At 66.3% G+C, this 16,782-nt stretch carries 19 protein-coding genes and 1 tRNA gene; 17 read left to right on the top strand and 3 right to left on the bottom strand.

The window, feature by feature from the left end; all coding sequences use genetic code 11:
• Position 1 precedes the first annotated feature (1 nt).
• From AC0GNO_RS21220 to AC0GNO_RS21195, 6 genes are all read left to right on the top strand, one after another.
• Entirely contained in the window at positions 2 to 706 is a 705-nt protein-coding gene (locus tag AC0GNO_RS21220; protein ID WP_472905405.1) for a GntR family transcriptional regulator, read from the top strand.
• A 135-nt stretch (positions 707 to 841) separates the two neighbouring features.
• Positions 842 to 1,750: an NAD(P)-dependent oxidoreductase gene (locus tag AC0GNO_RS21215; protein WP_472905404.1), complete on the top strand. Its 909-nt coding sequence runs from the start codon at positions 842 to 844 to the stop codon at positions 1,748 to 1,750.
• 275 nt (positions 1,751 to 2,025) lie between these two features.
• Positions 2,026 to 2,101: transfer RNA gene (locus AC0GNO_RS21210), tRNA-Ala, on the top strand.
• 182 nt (positions 2,102 to 2,283) lie between these two features.
• Entirely contained in the window at positions 2,284 to 3,555 is a 1,272-nt protein-coding gene (locus AC0GNO_RS21205) for a tyrosine-type recombinase/integrase (protein WP_472905403.1), read from the top strand.
• A gap of 45 nt (positions 3,556 to 3,600) precedes the next feature.
• Positions 3,601 to 4,224 carry a type IV toxin-antitoxin system AbiEi family antitoxin domain-containing protein gene (locus AC0GNO_RS21200; protein ID WP_472905402.1) on the top strand — a complete coding sequence of 208 codons (624 nt, stop codon included), beginning with the start codon at positions 3,601 to 3,603 and terminating at the stop codon, positions 4,222 to 4,224.
• The gene (locus AC0GNO_RS21195; protein ID WP_472905401.1) at positions 4,217 to 5,071 is read left to right on the top strand and encodes a nucleotidyl transferase AbiEii/AbiGii toxin family protein; all 855 of its coding nucleotides are present in this window, start codon (positions 4,217 to 4,219) and stop codon (positions 5,069 to 5,071) included. Before AC0GNO_RS21200 ends, AC0GNO_RS21195 begins: the two co-directional genes overlap by 8 nt.
• A gap of 242 nt (positions 5,072 to 5,313) precedes the next feature.
• Here AC0GNO_RS21195 and AC0GNO_RS21190 read toward each other — a convergent pair whose 3' ends face one another.
• Positions 5,314 to 6,222, bottom strand: coding sequence for a LysR family transcriptional regulator (locus tag AC0GNO_RS21190; protein WP_472905400.1), 909 nt, complete (start codon positions 6,220 to 6,222; stop codon positions 5,314 to 5,316).
• 122 nt (positions 6,223 to 6,344) lie between these two features.
• On the opposite strand from AC0GNO_RS21190, the gene AC0GNO_RS21185 reads away from it, so the two are divergent.
• The 11 genes from AC0GNO_RS21185 (at position 6,345) to sufT (ending at position 16,066) form a co-directional block, all read left to right on the top strand.
• Positions 6,345 to 6,977, top strand: a complete 633-nt coding sequence (locus AC0GNO_RS21185; RefSeq protein ID WP_472905399.1) for an NADPH-dependent F420 reductase — start codon at positions 6,345 to 6,347, stop codon at positions 6,975 to 6,977.
• Positions 6,978 to 7,021: 44 nt separating this feature from the next.
• Positions 7,022 to 7,465 (top strand): DoxX family protein, encoded by a 444-nt coding sequence (locus AC0GNO_RS21180; RefSeq protein WP_472905398.1) that lies wholly within the window; start codon positions 7,022 to 7,024, stop codon positions 7,463 to 7,465.
• Positions 7,465 to 8,268 (top strand): dioxygenase family protein, encoded by an 804-nt coding sequence (locus AC0GNO_RS21175; RefSeq protein WP_472905397.1) that lies wholly within the window; start codon positions 7,465 to 7,467, stop codon positions 8,266 to 8,268. Before AC0GNO_RS21180 ends, AC0GNO_RS21175 begins: the two co-directional genes overlap by 1 nt.
• A 15-nt stretch (positions 8,269 to 8,283) precedes the next feature.
• On the top strand, positions 8,284 to 8,934 hold the full coding sequence (gene ypfH, locus AC0GNO_RS21170) for an esterase (RefSeq protein ID WP_472905396.1): 651 nt from the start codon (positions 8,284 to 8,286) through the stop codon (positions 8,932 to 8,934).
• The gene (locus AC0GNO_RS21165) at positions 8,931 to 9,383 is read left to right on the top strand and encodes a hypothetical protein (RefSeq protein ID WP_472905395.1); all 453 of its coding nucleotides are present in this window, start codon (positions 8,931 to 8,933) and stop codon (positions 9,381 to 9,383) included. The genes ypfH and AC0GNO_RS21165 overlap by 4 nt, the downstream gene beginning before the upstream one ends.
• Before the next feature lie 783 nt (positions 9,384 to 10,166).
• The gene (gene sufB / locus AC0GNO_RS21160) at positions 10,167 to 11,621 is read left to right on the top strand and encodes a Fe-S cluster assembly protein SufB (RefSeq protein WP_472889722.1); all 1,455 of its coding nucleotides are present in this window, start codon (positions 10,167 to 10,169) and stop codon (positions 11,619 to 11,621) included.
• Positions 11,622 to 11,655: 34 nt separating this feature from the next.
• Positions 11,656 to 12,426 carry a Fe-S cluster assembly ATPase SufC gene (sufC, locus tag AC0GNO_RS21155; protein WP_226462534.1) on the top strand — a complete coding sequence of 257 codons (771 nt, stop codon included), beginning with the start codon at positions 11,656 to 11,658 and terminating at the stop codon, positions 12,424 to 12,426.
• A gap of 2 nt (positions 12,427 to 12,428) precedes the next feature.
• A complete protein-coding gene (locus AC0GNO_RS21150) occupies positions 12,429 to 13,739 on the top strand; it encodes a SufD family Fe-S cluster assembly protein (RefSeq protein ID WP_472905394.1) in 1,311 nt (436 codons plus the stop codon).
• Positions 13,732 to 14,988, top strand: a complete 1,257-nt coding sequence (locus tag AC0GNO_RS21145) for an aminotransferase class V-fold PLP-dependent enzyme (protein ID WP_472905393.1) — start codon at positions 13,732 to 13,734, stop codon at positions 14,986 to 14,988. The genes AC0GNO_RS21150 and AC0GNO_RS21145 overlap by 8 nt, the downstream gene beginning before the upstream one ends.
• Positions 14,985 to 15,458 (top strand): Fe-S cluster assembly sulfur transfer protein SufU, encoded by a 474-nt coding sequence (gene sufU / locus AC0GNO_RS21140; protein ID WP_472905392.1) that lies wholly within the window; start codon positions 14,985 to 14,987, stop codon positions 15,456 to 15,458. Before AC0GNO_RS21145 ends, sufU begins: the two co-directional genes overlap by 4 nt.
• Positions 15,459 to 15,520: 62 nt before the next feature.
• Positions 15,521 to 16,066: a putative Fe-S cluster assembly protein SufT gene (sufT, locus tag AC0GNO_RS21135; RefSeq protein ID WP_472905417.1), complete on the top strand. Its 546-nt coding sequence runs from the start codon at positions 15,521 to 15,523 to the stop codon at positions 16,064 to 16,066.
• A 42-nt stretch (positions 16,067 to 16,108) separates the two neighbouring features.
• Here the strand turns inward: sufT and fdxA are convergent, their stop codons facing one another.
• Complete coding sequence (gene fdxA, locus AC0GNO_RS21130; RefSeq protein WP_472905391.1) at positions 16,109 to 16,432, bottom strand: ferredoxin FdxA; 324 nt, start codon at positions 16,430 to 16,432, stop codon at positions 16,109 to 16,111.
• 15 nt (positions 16,433 to 16,447) lie between these two features.
• A complete protein-coding gene (locus tag AC0GNO_RS21125; protein WP_472905390.1) occupies positions 16,448 to 16,747 on the bottom strand; it encodes a DUF2249 domain-containing protein in 300 nt (99 codons plus the stop codon).
• Between the last annotated feature and the right edge of the window lie 35 nt (positions 16,748 to 16,782).

Here is a 16,782-nt window from a genome sequence, read left to right as displayed (position 1 = left end):
CATGAGCGTTCATCTGCCTCAACTCGAATCGACGCCGGACCTGACCGATCAGGTCTACCGCGCCCTGCTCGACGCCATCAGCGATGGCTCGCTGGCGCCCGGCCAGCGCATCACCCAGGAAGAGCTGGCCGAACAGCTCGCGGTCTCCCGCCAGCCGGTCGTGCAGGCCTTGAGGCTGCTGAAGAAAGACGGTTTCGTGCACGATGCGCCGATGGCCAGCAGCCTTGGCGGACGCAGCCGCGGCCTGCTGGTGGCGCCGCTGGACGCGGACTGGATCGCCCAGGTTTACGAGGTGCGTGGCGCGCTGGACGTGCTGGCCGTGCGCAGTGCAGCGGAGCGACGCACCTGCATCGATCCGGCCATCTTGGAACGTGGCCGAAAAGCTGTCAGCAGCGCCGACATCCAGGCCATGGTCGACGCCGATCTGGCGTTCCACCGTGCGATCTACCGGGCGGCGGGCAACCCGCTGATCGAGCAGAGCGCCCTGCTGCACTGGCACCACATCCGCCGAGCCATGGGCGTCACGCTGCAGACAGCCAGCCTGCACGAGCCGGTATGGGACGAACACGAAGCCATTGCCCGCGCCGTCGCGGCCGGCGATGCCACTTTGGCCGAAACCCTGATGCGCCAGCACTGCGGCCTGGCCAGCCGCAATCTGGGCCACCACATGAGCCGCACAACACCTGCTATGGCGACAGCCACCTAGAACAACTCCATGGTTCTTTTGAACCATTTGATGCGGTTTTCAGGCATGTCCTGAAAACCGCTTTTTTTTTGTCTGCCGGCAGACACCCAACCCCTACAATTTTTCCCTTTGCCCTCTCAGAAAAGCGCCCGAAACATGCCCAGTGCCACACACCTCTCCGACCCTGTGATCCCGATATCCATTGCCGTGCTGGGCATCGGTCTGATGGGCTACCCCATGGCTCGCCGGCTGTGCGAGGCGGGTCACCGGGTGACGGCCTGGAACCGCTCGCGGGCCAAGGCCGAACGCCTGGAGCCCTTCGGTGCCCGGGTGTGCGACACACCGGCCCAGGCCGTGGCGCAGGCCGACTTCGTCATCACCCTGCTGGAGAACGGCGATGTGGTGGAAGATGTGCTGTTTCGCCAGGGCGGCACCGAGGGCCTGCGCCCCGGCGCGCTGGTGGCGGACATGTCCTCGATCCTGCCGCGCCAGGCCCGCGACCACGCAGCGCGGCTGGCGGCGCTGGGCGTGATGCACCTCGACGCGCCGGTGTCGGGCGGCACCGTGGGCGCCGAGGCCGGCACGCTGGCGATCATGGCGGGCGGCGACATGGCCGATTTCGAGCGCGCCGTGCCGGTGTTCAGCGCCCTGGGGCGTGCCACCCATGTGGGACCACACGGTGCGGGCCAGCTCGCCAAATTGGCCAACCAGATGATCGTGGGCATCACCATCGGCGCGGTGGCCGAGGCATTGTTGCTGTGCGAAAAGGGCGGCGCCGACATGGCCAGGGTGCGCCAGGCCATCGGCGGCGGTTTTGCCGACAGCCGCATCCTGCAGGTGCATGGCCAGCGCATGGTCGAGCGAGACTTCGCCAAACGCGCGGCCATCACCGTGCAGCTCAAGGACATGCGCAACGCCCTGTCCACCGCCAGCGAGCTGGACTTCGAAGCCCCCATCACCGGTCTGTTCGAGCAGTTGTTCGCCCAGGCCGTCGACCACGGCCTGGCGGACATGGACCATTCCGCCCTGTTCGTCGAGCTCGCGCGGCGCAACGGAATGACCTGAAAGAAACGGCCATGTGGTGCGCCAGGAGCGGATCCATACCCACAGCGGCATCAAAGAACCCGTGGCCATCTCCCGCCTCTGGATCCGGGGCGAGCTGGCCGCCGTCCGGCCAGCGGTGAGGCCGACACGCACCCGGTGGCCGCACCATGGAAGCTGTCTGGCCCCACCGCCAGCCGCCCCGTCGAACTCACGATGAAAACCCCCGAGGCGCAGTCCCCCGCCTGAGCAGCAGGTTTGCCCAAGGGCATGGCGCTTTGATACCATCCAGACCTCAAGGGGACGTAGCTCAGCTGGGAGAGCGTCGCGTTCGCAATGCGAAGGTCGGGAGTTCGATCCTCCTCGTCTCCACCATGTGAAATTTTCAGGACATCCCAAGACGTCCCAAGAAACAGAAAAAGCCCTTAGGAATCAATGCCTTGGGGCTTTTTTCTTGCCCAGACAGTCCCAGGAAGTCCCATGCGATCCGAGATCACATTGCAGGAACTCGTGCAGTAACCGGAGAATCTGCTCCATTCTCTCGCGAAAGTTACTGTATGGCCCTGCACCTGATCTCCTCTGCCGCCACCCTCAAGGCCATCAAGCCGGGGGACCCACGCCGCCGTCTCAGTGACGGTGGCGGACTCTACCTGCTGCTGTTCGTCAAGGGCGGTTCACACGGCTGGCGGCTCGACTATTCCTTCGAGGGTCGACGCAAGACCCTGAGCCTGGGCACCTACCCCACCGTTGGCCTGGGCGCCGCGCGCCAGAAGGCTTCAGAGGCCCGGCAACTGCTCACCACCGGCGTGGACCCGAGCCAGGCCCGGCAGCAGAAAAAGCAGTCCGTCGTCAAGCAAAGGCAGATCGAACAGCTGGTGGAAGCCGGTCTGCCTGTGCCCGAGTCGTTCGAGGCCGTGGCCCGCGAGTGGTTTGGCAAACACGCGCCAACCTGGGCCAACAGCCACTCCGACAAGATCATCCGGCGTCTGGAGCGCGACGTGTTCCCCTGGATCGGCCCGCGACCAATTGCAAGCATCACGCCCAAAGACCTGCTGGAGTTGCTCCGGCGGGTTGAAGCTCGGGGCGCCATCGAGACCACCCACCGGGTGCAGCAGAACTGCGGCCAGGTCTTTCGCTACGCGGTGGCCACCGGCTTGCTGGAGAGCGACCCGAGCCGGGACCTGCGCGGCGCCCTGCCCCCGTGGCGGCCGGAGCACTACCCGACCCTGACCGACCCGCGCAAGGTCGGTGTGCTGCTGCGGGACATCGATGCCTACGAAGGCGGCTTCCTCACCCGCTGCGCTCTCCAGCTTTCGCCCCTGCTGTTCGTGCGACCCGGTGAGCTGCGGCGCGCCGAATGGAGCGAGATCAACCTGGAAGCGGCCGAGTGGCGCATCCCTGCGGCCAAGATGAAAGGCCGCGTGATGCACATCGTCCCGCTGGCCAAACAGGCCTTGGCGGTGCTGCGCGAACTGGAGCCGCTGACCGGCCCGAACGGCTGGGTGTTTCCGGGCAACCGGACCAATGGCGAGCCGATGAGCGAAAACACCGTCAATGCCGCGCTGCGGCGGCTGGGCTACAGCCGCGCCGTCATGACCGCCCACGGTTTCCGGGGCATGGCCTCGACCATGCTGCACGAGCTGGGCTGGCCATCCGACGTGGTCGAACGACAGCTCTCGCACGCCGAGCGCAACACGGTCAAGGCCGCCTACAACCACGCCGAACACCTGCCGGAACGGCGGCGCATGATGCAGGCATGGGCCGATCACCTCGACAAGCTTCGACGCACCCAGACACCCAAAACCACCGCACTGGCAGCCATAAAATGATATAAATACTCGGACAAACTTTAACATCATCCGAGCTTTCAGATCATGCTTGTCGCCCCACCCACCACCCAACGCAGCCAGGCGCTGGCGCTGCTGCAGCGGCGGGGCCTGGCGCGGCTGGCGGAGTTCAATGCGGCGGGCATCACGTCCGCCACGGTCAGCCGCATGGAGCGGGCGGGCGACATCGTGCGCATCACACGGGGCCTCTACCAACTGCCCGATGCGCCCCTCGATACCCAGCAATCGATGGCCGAAGTGGCCCGCCTGGTGCCCAAGGGCGTGATCTGCCTGGCCTCGGCCCTGGCCTTCCACGGGCTCACCGACCAGATGCCGCCCAAGGTCTGGATTGCCATCGGGCGCAAGGACTGGCGCCCTCGCCTCACCTATCCGCCGATCCACGTCGTGCGCTTCTCCGACAAAATGCTGGGGCGGGGTGTCGAGACGCAGCACATCGCTGGCACGCTGGTGCCGGTGTTTGGTGTGGCCAAGACCGTGGCCGACCTGTTCCGGTACCGCCGAACCGTGGGCGAAACACTGGCCATCGAAGGCCTGCGCAACGCGCTGCGCCTGCGCAAGCTCACGCCCGCAGAGATGGCGCGCGAGGCGCAAGCCGGGGGCATCTGGCCCGTGATGGAGCCCTATCTGATGGCGCTGACCAGCGATGCCTGACCACAAGCGCGACATCGGCGCCTCCGTGCGCCAGCGGCTTCTGAACCTGGCGCACGCGCGAGGCCAGCCCATGGACCTGCTGCTGACCCGCTATGCGCTGGAACGCCTGTTGCACCGCCTGAGCCTGTCGCCGCACCGGGAGCGCTTCGTGCTGAAAGGCGCGATGCTGCTGGTCACCTGGTTCGACGAACCCCACCGCGCCACGCGCGACGTGGACCTGCTGGGTTTCGGTGACGCCAGCGAAGACGCCCTGCTCTCCACCTTCCGCGAGATCATGGCGATCGAAGCGGACGACGGGGTCCACTTCGACCTGAAGAACCTGCGGATCGATGCGATCCGCGAAGAACTCGAATACGGCGGATCGCGCCTGCGCACCACCGCGGCGCTGGCCGGCGCGCGCATCCCGATCACGGTGGACATCGGCTTCGGCGATGCCATCGCACCCGGCACCGAAGACGTGAACCTGCCTGTGCTGCTGGACATGCCCTCGCCCCACCTGCGTGCCTACCCGCCAGAAACCGTGGTCGCAGAGAAGGTCCATGCGATGGTGGCCCTGGGACGCGCCAACAGCCGCATGAAGGACTACTACGACGTGTGGATGCTGACCAGCACGTTCGACCTGAACCCGGAGCGCATGCGCCAGGCCATCGCAGCGACCTTTGCCCGCCGCGACACGGTGATCCCGAATCAGGTACCCGATGGACTCAGCGATGCGTTCGCTAACGACCCGGCGAAGCGGCGGCAATGGGACGCATTTGTGCGCGACCTAACAGGATCTGTTCCGCAGCTGGACCGAGTGTTTGCTGACCTTCGGGATCGTTTGATGCCTGTTCTGGCACAGAGATGAAAGCGATCGCTCTTCGGCCAAAGCGTCGGTTGATTGGCACGATCAACGCCCGCTGTTTGCTGACTTTCGCGCTCGGCATATGTTTGACTGCATGTGCAGGAAACCGGGCTTACTGCGACCCGGTCGCACTGAAAGCCCGAGACGTCTGCCGTGGCGATCAGAACCAACGCCCTCATGAAGACGTTCTGCCCATAGCGGAGCAATGAGCATCCTGACGAAGAAACGGGAGCGAAGCAACAGGTTCATGCAGGCCACGCCCGCATGCGAAATGCGTCCACCAAGAAGTCGACCAGCGCACGGACCTTGGGTGCGAGGTGTCGGCGGCTTGGATACACGGCGTAGATGCCAAGCTCGATGGACCGGTAGTCTGGCAACACTTCCACCAGTGCTCCAGACTGCAGGTGCGGGTGGACCAAGAACGACGGTTGCAAAACAAGTCCCATGTGCTGCAAGGCTGCAGCGACACAGGTGTCTCCGCTGTTGGTCCGCATGCGCGGCGATACCCTCACCAGAAAGGGCTCGCCTTTCCCGTCTGGGGCCGAGAACTCCCATTGGTCACCCATGGCCAGCAGTGAGTAGGCAATCACCGCGTGGTCGGCCAGTTCGGCCGGATGCTTGGGGCTACCGTGCCTACGCAGATAGTCAGGCGAGGCACACAGAATCAGTCTTGTCGTGGTGAGCTGGCGGCTGATGAGAGATGACACCTGAAGGCGGGCGATCCGGACCGCGACGTCGAATCCCTCGTCGACCAAATCCACCAGCCGGTCGGACAGCGTCACCTCCAGGGTCACCCTCGGGTGCAGGGCCATGAAGGCCGGCCACAAGGGCGCCAGGTGCAGCAACCCGAAAGTGACCGGCACGTTCACCCGCATTTGCCCAATGGCCTCACCCGCATGGGTGGACAGTTCGGCCTCCGCCTCCGCCACGCCATCAACCAGTTGCCGGCACCTTTCCAAAAAAATCTCGCCCTCTGGCGTGAGCGACAGCTTGCGCGTCGTTCGGTGCAGCAGGCGCACACCCAGCCGCAGTTCCAGGTCATTGACCAGCCGCGACACGGCGGTCTTTGACAGATCGAGCGCGTCGGCTGCGCGCACAAAGCTGCCAGCGTCGACCACAGCAACAAACACGCTCATTTCCTGAAATCGGTCCATCTCGCCTATTGTGCCGTTATTCGGGATAGTAAATCCTTTTACAGGCCATTTATCTATCTATTGGTGCACTTTAAAGTTCAGTCCATCGCAGCAAGTCGCTGCATTCAACCCAAGGACACATCATGAACATCACCATCATCGGCGCCGGCAACATGGGCTCGGCCTTCGTCAAACAACTCGTTCGCGCAGGCCACCAGGTCAGCGTCGCCTCCCGCGACAACGCCAAGGCTGCACAGGTCGTCGCGGCTCACCCGGGCGCAAAAGCCGTGGGGATCGCCGGCGCGGCAGACGGCGCCGACGCCATCGTGCTGGCTACGGGCTATGACAGCGCCCTTGCAGCTCTGAATTCAGTGGGCGATCTGCAAGGCAAGGTTGTCATCGACATCACCAACCCGCTGACACCCGACTACATGGGTCTCACCCTCGGCCACAGCAGCTCGGCCGCCGAAGAAATCGCCAAGGCCGTGCCCGGTGCCGAAGTCGTCAAAGCTTTCAACACCGTCTTTGCTCAGGTGCTGAGCGAGGGCGCCGACTTCGGCCATGGTCGCAAGGTCTCGGTCTTTGTGGCCAGCGACAGCACCCGTGCCAAGCAGACCGCCGCTGCACTTGCCCAGAGCATGGGCTTTGAAGTGGTGGACGCCGGTGGCCTGAAGAACGCACGCTACCTCGAGCCTCTGGCGGGTCTGAACATTTACCTGGGTTATGGCGCAGGGCTTGGCACCACCATCGCACCGACCTGGATTCACAAAGCCTGAACCGACCGAACCCCAACACTTTCACTGATCAAACGGAACACATCATGAACAACACATTCCTCCAACGCATCCTTTCCACCGACAACGGATCGGGTGCCCTCGCCCTGCGTATCCCCGTGGGCATCATCTTCGCTGCCCACGGCGCACAGAAGCTCTTCGGCTGGTTCGGTGGCTACGGACTCGAAGGTACCGGCCAGTTCTTCGGCTCGGTAGGCCTGAACCCGGGCTACCTGATGGCGCTGCTGGCTGGTGCTGCCGAATTCTTCGGTGGCCTGGCACTGGTCCTTGGCGTACTGGTTCGCCCGGCGGCCGCAGCGCTGGCCTTCGCGATGCTGATTGCCATCTTCGCGGTGCACATCGGCAACGGGTTCTTCATGGACAAGGGCGGCTACGAGTACGCACTGGCCCTGTTCGCTGCCTCGCTGTCCCTGCTGTTCAGTGGTGGAGGTCGCTTCTCGGTCGACCGCGCCCTTACCGGAGAACGTTGATGTCACGCCTGCCCACCCTGTTTGTCTCGCACGGTGCACCCACCTTCGCCATTGACCCCGGTATGGCCGGCCCCAGGCTGACCGAGCTGGGCCGTTCGCTGCCCCGCCCGAAGGCGGTGCTGATCGTCTCGCCGCATTGGATGACGCCCACGCCGCAGGTAGGCACCACCGCACAGCCCACCACCATTCACGACTTCGGTGGGTTTGATCCGGCCTTGTACCAACTGAGCTATCCGGCCGCGGGCCATGCTGAGCTGGCCCAGCGCACCATCGCGCAACTGACAAAGGCGGGCTGGCCGGCGCAGGCGGATGAGCGGCGTGGCCTCGACCATGGTGCCTGGGTTCCGCTGTTGCACCTGTTCCCGGAGGCTGATGTGCCAGTGTTCCAAGTCTCCCTACCGTCGAGGCTGGATGCACAGCGCGCGTGGGCTTTCGGGCAGGCGCTGGCGCCACTGGCCGAGGAAGGCGTGCTGATCATCGGCTCGGGCAGCTTGACACACAACCTCTACGAATTCCGCGCAGCACACGGTGCGGACGAAGCTTACGTGGCCGCATTTGCGGGTTGGGTGCGTGAAGCGATAGAGCATGGCGACAATGCTCGCTTGCAGCGGACGTTGGATGAAGCTCCAGATGCCCAGCGGGCACACCCAACGGCCGAACACTTTTGGCCGCTCCTGGTGGCTGCGGGTGCGGCTGATGCTGGTAACGGTACCCCGCCGGGCACTGTGATCCACGGTGGCATTGCGCATGGCATGCTGGCAATGGACTCCTACGCGTTCGGCCTGACCGCCGCTGCTCACTGAACAAGCGAGGTGACCATGCCAACCGATCTGATTCTTCAGCGCCCCCAGACGTCAGACAACGCGGAGTTGTTGCTGCTGTTCCACGGCGTGGGGTCCAGTGCCGAGGACCTGGCGCCACTGGGTCAGGCCCTGGCCTTGCAGCGACTTAACGCCTGGGTCATCAGCGTTCGCTCGCCAGACCGCTCCGACCTCGGTCGAGGCTGGCAATGGTTCTCGGTGCAGGGTGTGACAGAAGCCAACCGACCTGAACGGGTTTCCTCAGCGATGCCCGCGTTCGTGGAACGCATTCGGAGATGGCAGAGTGAAACAGGCGTCGGCCCGCTGAACACGACGCTGGTTGGCTTCTCGCAGGGTGCGATCATGGCGCTGGAGTCGACGCAGCTCTCCGACGACTCAGAAAATGCAGCCCGTGTGGTCGCGATAGCCGGACGCTTCGCGCAACCACCCCGGATCAAGCCAGAGAACGTCGCGGTGCATCTGCTGCATGGTGAGCAGGATCAGGTGATGCCCTTCAGGCTGGCCCTAGAGGCTGAACGAGAGTTGCGGTCCCTGGGGGCCTCGCACACACTTGACCGATTTGCAGGTCTTGGCCACGGTATTGATGCTCGCGTGGTTCAAGCCATCGGTCGACGCCTACAGGCTTTGAACGAGGAGAGGGGCTCGTGAGCTCAGGCTACTTGACCCGAATTCGCTTCGACGATGACCGTACCGTCCTCTCGGATGGAGCATCACCCCATGTGGGGCTGAACATAGCGGCGATCAACATCGCAACGCGTTTGTTCCGGCACGATCCGCCCACACCGGGGGAGATCGAGCAGGCCATCGACTGGGTTGAGGATGCTCTGGCCACCACGGGCCTGAAACAGACCGCGCGCGGCGATCTGGTCATTGATACCCCCATGTTGTTCGAGCAACTCGGGCTCGACGCTGAGGGAGAGCGAATGGCTCGCGAGCAGTTGGAAGCCAGGTTTCAGCGGCTGGTGTCAATGTCACTGGGCCATCCGCGAGCGCAGGGCGATCCTCCGTCAGAACCGATGGCAGCCGCCTTGTTGTTAATCCTGCGGGAGTGCGTGCACCACCTGGGCTACAGCGGGCTGGTGCCAAACCGGCGCTGAAGCAATCTGTTCAAGACCAAATACAAGCCTTCACAGTTCAGAGGCGTTTTGCACAACATCTGATCGCAGGCTGACCGCTCATTGACTTGCCGCAGTCAGTCATCGTTCCTGAGCCGATGACGGTCCTTCGCTGCAGAACGGACTTCGAGCGTTGCTGCGTCGAACTGCACCAACCAGTCGCAATACATTCTGAAAGTCAGCGGGATCGAGTTGACGGTCCTGGCTTCCCAAGTGCAGCCAACGCCCCCGCGGCGAACACCAGGTGCCGCCGCACATCCCCTTCCAGCGTATCGAGCATGTCCCGGTGCGCCCGGGCCTGCTGTACGTTCGCCTGGGTCAGGAGGCGTGTGAGGGCATGGATATTCCGGCTGAGGCTGGATAGATGGAAGCTCGACGCCGTGAGGGCCTCAATGTGCTCTGACCGGCTTCCTCCGTTAGACAGCACGGGCACAGCTGCGCGATCTGGAGCCCCTGACCAGGCCGAGCGGCTGTGTTTCCGGGCAACCGGACCAACGCCGGAGACCTGCCGGAACGGCATCGCATGATGCAGGCTTGAGCCGATCACCTCGACACGCTTCGGTGGGCTCAGTGAAGTGATGTGTGTCCTCGGTTCTGGTACTCGCCCAATGACCCTGACAGACAAGCGGGCAACGCGGTTTTTGATGGTGATGAATCTTAAAGAGGCATACACTTTGCATCTTTAAAAGAGGGTTCAGTTCGGGCACACCGAAGCCACTTCGGTCGCGCATCGAAGCTGCACCCCATCGCCGCAGGAGCCCCGCCATGACCACCGTTGAACAAGCACCGCCGCTGACCCAGGCGTTGCAGCAGTCCTACCGACACGGGTTCGTCACCGACGTGGAGAGCGACTCGCTGCCGCCGGGGCTGGACGCCGACACCGTGCGCGCCATCTCGCGCCGCAAGCGCGAGCCCGATTTCCTGTTGCAGTGGCGCCTGGCGGCTTTCGAGCGCTGGCAGTCCATGGCGCACCCCCACTGGGGCCAGCTCCGCATCGAGCCGGTGGACTTCCAGGCCCTGAGCTATTACTCGGCGCCCAGGTCGCAGAAAGACGGCCCCAAGAGCCTGGCCGAGGTGGACCCCAAGCTGCTGGAAACCTACGAAAAACTCGGCGTGCCGCTGCACGAGCGGGCGCGCCTGGCCGGGGTGGCGGTCGATGCGGTGTTCGACTCGGTGTCCGTCGGCACCACCTTCCGCGAGCAGCTGGCCGAGGTCGGCGTGATCTTCTGTTCGTTCTCGCACGCCGTGCAACACCACCCGGAACTGATCGAGCGTTACCTGGGCACGGTGGTGCCGCCGGGCGACAACTTCTACGCCGCGCTGAATTCGGCGGTGTTCTCCGACGGCTCCTTCGTCTACATCCCCCAAGGCGTGCGCTGCCCGATGGAGCTGTCGTCCTACTTCCGCATCAACGCGGCCAACACCGGCCAGTTCGAGCGCACGCTGATCATTGCCGAGGAAGGCAGCCACGTGAGCTACCTCGAAGGCTGCACGGCGCCGCAGCGCGACGAGCACCAGCTGCACGCGGCGGTGGTCGAGCTGATCGCCCACGACGACGCCCACATCAAGTACTCGACGGTGCAGAACTGGTACCCCGGCGACGAACGCGGCCGGGGCGGCATCTACAACTTCGTCACCAAGCGCGGCCTGTGTGCGGGCCAGCGTTCGCACATCGCCTGGACGCAGATCGAGACCGGATCGGCCATCACCTGGAAGTACCCGAGCGTGGTGCTGCGCGGCGACGATTCGCGCGGCGAGTTCCATTCGATCGCGGTCAGCAACCACTTCCAGCAGGCCGACACCGGCACCAAGATGATCCATCTGGGCCGCAACACCAAGAGCCGCATCGTCTCCAAAGGCATCAGCGCCGGACACGCCCAGAACAGCTACCGCGGCCTGGTGCGCGTGGCCCCGACCGCGGCCGGTGCCCACAACCACACGCAGTGCGACTCGCTGCTCATCGGCCCCGACTGCGGTGCCCACACCTTCCCGTACATCGAGGCCGCGCGCGACGACGCCCTGGTGGAACACGAAGCCACCACCACCCGCATTTCCGAAGAGCGCCTGTTCTATTGCCAACAGCGCGGCATCCACCCGCAGGACGCCACCGCCCTCATCGTCGGTGGCTTCTGCCAGGCGGTGCTGGACGAGCTGCCGATGGAATTCGCGCTCGAAGCCAAGGCGCTGCTGGCCGTTTCGCTCGAAGGCGCTGTCGGCTGAGACCCCCCACACGATCCATCAGGAAAGACCCACCATGACCCATGCCGAACCCCTGTTGCAGGTGCGCGATCTGCGCGTTGACGTTGGCGGCCGCCACGTGTTGAAGTCGATCTCGCTCGATGTCCCGGCCGGTGCGCTGGTGGTGCTCATGGGCGCCAACGGCAGCGGCAAGAGCACCCTGGGCCTGACGCTGGCCGGCCACCCGCGCTACGGCGTGGTCGGTGGCCAGGCCCGCTTTGGCGGCCAGGACCTGCTGGCCATGAGCCCCGAGGCGCGCGCGCGCGCCGGGCTGTTTGTCTCGTTCCAGGCGCCGCCCGAGATTCCCGGTGTGAAGAACAACCTGTTCATCCGGACCGCCCTCAACGCCGTGCGCGAAGCGCGCGGCGAAGCACCGCTCGATGCCTTTGATTTCCTCGGTGACGCGCGCGCCGCGGCGACCCGGCTGGGCCTGCCCGAGGCGATGCTGGCGCGCCCCGTCAACGACGGTTTTTCCGGCGGGGAGCGCAAGCGCAACGAGCTGCTGCAACTGGCCCTGCTGCGCCCGCGCCTGGCGATGCTCGATGAAATCGATTCGGGCATGGACGTGGACGGCACCCGCGCGGTGGTTGATCTGGTGCAGTCGTTGCGCGCCCAGGGCACCGCCTTTGTGGTGGTCTCGCACTACCTGCAGCTGATCGAGTCGCTGCAGCCCGACGCGGTGCTGCGCCTCGACCAGGGCTGCATCGCCGAGACCGGCGACCTGGCGCTGGCCCAACAGATCGCGCGGACCGGCTTTGTGCGCGCGGCCGACGCACTGGAGGCCTGAGCATGGACCACGCACGCGCCGACATCCTGGCCGCCCGCCACCGGCTGCAAGATGCGGGCTGGATCCCGCGTGACGCCGAGGCGTTTCGCCATCTGCCGCCACCGCCGGCCGCCGTCTGGCTGGGCGAAGCGCCCGAAGCCACGTTGACCGGCTGTGACGCCCACCCGCTGAGCGGCGCAGGCTGGACGCTGCACCCGCTCGGTCAGACGCCGCAGGGCCGTGTGGACGCCCGCTGGCTCGATGCCGCCGACCCGGCGCAGCGCAAGGAGCTGTTCGCCGGCCTGCCGCTTCCCAGCCACCCCGATGGGGTTTCCCACGGCGACACCGCCCAGCACGATGCCGCGCCGTTTGCCTGGGTGCACCACGCGCTGTGCCGTCACGGCCTGCGGCTGCGCGTCGGCGGTGAAGCCTCCGACAATCGCGGTGCCACTGAGACGGTGTGGATACAGCTGCGGCACCAGCCGCGCAGCGCGGTCGAAGCGCCGATGCTGGTGATCGATGTGCAGGACGGCGTGCACTGCGTGCTGGTGGAAACCCACCACCGCCATCATGGCGAAGGGGTGGCCTGCGAACAGCCGGTGGTGCAGAACCTGCACACCCACATCCGGCTCGGCGCGGGCGCCACCCTGCAGCACCTGCGCAGCGTGCAGCCCGGTTCGGCCGACCGGGTCGCCCACCACCTGCAGCTGCAGCTCGGGCCGGACGCACGCTACGAACAGGGCCTGATCGCCACCGGCAGCCGCTATCACCTGCAACGCCAGGTGGTCGAGCTGGCGGGGGACCGCGCAGAGGCCCGCAGCGCCGGTTTGCTGCTGACGGCCGGCGCCGACCTCGAACAACAGGTGCGCATGCATCACACCGGCGAGCGCACCCGCAGCCAGGTCGAGGCCCTGGCGCTGGCCAGCGGCGCGGCGCGCGCGGTGGTCAACGCCCACACCCGCATCGCACCGGGCGCGGCCGACGCCGAGGTGCGCCAACGGCTCACGGGCGTGCCCACCGGCGGCCAGCCCAGGCTGGTGTTGCGGCCGCACCTGGAAATCCACCACGACCAGGTGCAGGCCGCCCACGGCGCCACCTGGGGTGCCTTGCCGGAAGACGCGCTGTTCTATGCCCGCCAGCGCGGCCTGGACGAACGCAGCGCGCGCGGCCTGATCATCGAAGGCATGGCCAGCGCCTTGCTCGCGCGGGCCTTTGGTGATCCGTTGTTCATCGAGTCGCTGGACCTCGCGGGCCTGCTGCGCCAGGCGGTGGCCCAACACCTGAGCGATGACCCCACCGCCCCCACCACCCAACAGGAGGCGGCCCATGGGTGACGCCCTCATGACCGACCGCCTGGTGATCGAGACCGTGCGCTCGCAGTTTCCGGTGCTCGCGCAGCGCATCCACGGTGCCGAGCTGGCCTACCTCGACAACGCCGCCACCACCCAGATAGCCCTGGCGGTGCAGGCCGCGATGCGCGCCTTCGAACAGCACGACCGGGCCAACATCCACCGCGGTGTGCACACGCTGAGCCAGCGCGCCACCGACGCCTTCGAGCGCGCCCGCAGCGAGCTCAAGCGCTTTGTCGGCGCCGGACCCGACCACGAGCTGGTGTTCACCTCGGGCACCACCGACGCACTGAACATGGTGGCCCATGGCCTGTCCACCTCCGGGGGACAGCCCGCCTGGCTGCAGGCCGGCGACGAGATCGTGGTCAGCGGCCTGGAGCACCACGCCAACCTCGTGCCCTGGCAACAGGCGGCGCGGCGCACCGGCGCGGTGTTGCACGTGTTGTTGCCCGATGCCCAGGGGCGGCTGCATGCGGCCGACCTGCGCCGCCTGCTCAACCCCCGCACCCGCGTGCTGGCGCTCACCGCCTGCGCCAACGCCACCGGCGAGCGCCCGCCCTACGAGGCCCTGCTCCAGCTCGCTGCCGACGCGGGCGCGCTGACCGTGCTCGACGCGGCCCAGGCCGTCGCCCACGGGGTGCCCGACCTGTCGGCGCTGGCCTGCGACTTCATGGCCTTTTCGGGCCACAAGATGTACGGGCCCATGGGCACCGGCGTGCTGGTGGGCCGGCGTGCCGCGCTGGAACGGCTGGAGCCCTTGCGCTACGGCGGCGACATGGTGGCCTGGGTCAGCGCCACCGAGGCCAGCTTTGCCGAACTGCCGGCGCGGCTGGAAGGCGGCACGCCCAACGTCGCGGGCGCAATCGGCTTGGCCGCTGCGGCGGGCTTCATTCAACAGATCGGGCGCGATCGCATCGACGCCCACCTGAGCGCGCTGCGCGAACACGCCGCCGCGGGCCTGGCCGCGATGCCCGGCATCACGGTGCTGTCGGCCCACAGCCGCGCATCGGCGATCGTCTCGTTTGTTGCCGACGGCGTGCACCCGCACGACATCGGCACCTTGCTGGACCAACTCGGCATCGCAGTGCGCACCGGTCACCACTGTGCCCAGCCGCTGCTCGAACACCTGGGCCTGGGGCCCACCACGCGCGCCTCGTTTGCGCTCTACAACACGCACGCCGAGGTGGAGCGCCTGCTCGCTGGCGTGGCGCATGCCATGAAGGTGCTGAGATGAACACCGAAACCGCTGCCGAACTCGACCTCTACCAGGACGTGGTGATGGACCACAAGCGCGCGCCGCGCCACTTCGGCACGCTGGCCGCGCCGACCCACCAGGCGCGCGGACAGAACCCGCAATGTGGTGACGACCTGCGGGTGGCCCTGGTGGTCGACGACGGGCGGGTGCGTGACATCCGCTTCCACGGCCAGGGCTGCGCGATCTGCATCGCGTCCGCGTCCATGATGAGCGAGGCGGTGCTCGGGCAAGAGGTGGCGCTGGCGCAGGCCCTGCAGGGCCGTTTCCGGGCCGTGCTCACCGGCCAGATGGAAGCCGAAGAAGCGCACCTGGGCAAGCTGATCAGCCTGGCCGGTGTGCGCCGTTACCCGGGCCGCATCAAATGCGCGCTGCTGGGCTGGCACGCGCTGATGCACGCGCTGGGCAGCGAAGCCGATCCAGCGAACAACCCGCCGGAGGCCACGCCATGAGCGCCGCGCCGGGCCGTTCCCAAGCAAGCTCGCACCGCAGCCCGCCGGGCGAAGGTACTCCAGTGAGCGCTCGACGCGAACGGGTGATGGTCACGCGCGAGGTGGCCGTGACCTGCGTGCCCGATGGTCGCCCCGCCGAATTGCCGGCCGGCACGCTGGTGCAGATCACCCAGGCACTGGGAGCCTCGTTCACCTTGCTGGTTGACGGCCAGCTGATGCGCCTGGCCGGCGCCGATGCCGACGCCATCGGCAAGCCGGTGCCGCTCGCGCCGGTGCTGCCCGCCGTTGCGGGGCCTGCCGGCCTGCGTGGTCAGGTCTGGCAAACGCTCAAGACCTGCTACGACCCGGAGATTCCGGTCGACATCGTCGAGCTCGGGCTGGTCTATGTGTGCGACGTGCTGCCGATGGACGGCGGCGAATTCAGGGTGTCGATCAAGATGACCCTGACGGCGCCCGGCTGCGGCATGGGCGACATGCTGGTGGACGAGATCCATGAGAAGTTGCTGGCCTTGCCCCGCGTGGCCGAGGTGGACCTGGAGTTCGTGTTCGATCCGCCCTGGGACCGTTCGCGGATGTCCGAAGCCGCGATGTTGTCACTGGGCCTGTGACGCGGCCCGGTGGCGGCCCGGGTGCTTGCACCCGGGGTGGTTTCAGCGTTCGAGCTGGTCGCGTTTGTCCTGAACCGAGCTCCACGCGTCGGCATCGGGCAGCGCGGGCTTGGTCCGCGTGATCGGTTTCCACACCAGCGCCAGCTCGGCGTTGAGCGGCGTGAAGTCCCGCTGGTCCTTGGGCACGTCTTCTTCGGCGTAGATCGCCGAGACCGGGCACTCCGGGACACAGACCGCGCAATCGATGCACTCGGCGGGATCGATCACCAGGAAGTTCGGTCCCTCGCGAAACGCATCGACCGGGCAAACGTCGACGCAATCGGTGTATTTGCACCGGATGCACGATTCGGTCACCACAAAGGTCATGGCGCTGGCTCCCGGTCAGCCGCCGCAGGACCCGCAGCAGGAATCCACCCCGTGCACGGGCTTGCTCTCGGCCGGTTTGGCGATCTGCACGCGCCATTGTTCGGGTCCGCTTTCCAGCGGAGTCCAGCTGAAGGCGCCGTAGAGACCGCTCTCGAACTGCCCGCGCAGCGGTTGCGGGTTGTGGTCGTTGATGAGTTCCATGGCCGCGCCGGGTGGCAAGGCCTTGAAGGTGGAGAACACCAGCGAGTGGCGTTCGCGCGGAGCGATGGTGCGCAGGTCCACGGTGGGGGCGGGAGCGGTGGTGGTGGTGTTCATGAATGGGTCCTGAAGTGGGTGAAGAGGGATGGGTT

The organism is Hydrogenophaga sp. L310 (assembly GCF_055703065.1).
The sequence above is the reverse complement of the archived record's forward strand: the minus strand, read 5'-3'. Positions and strand labels throughout refer to the sequence as shown.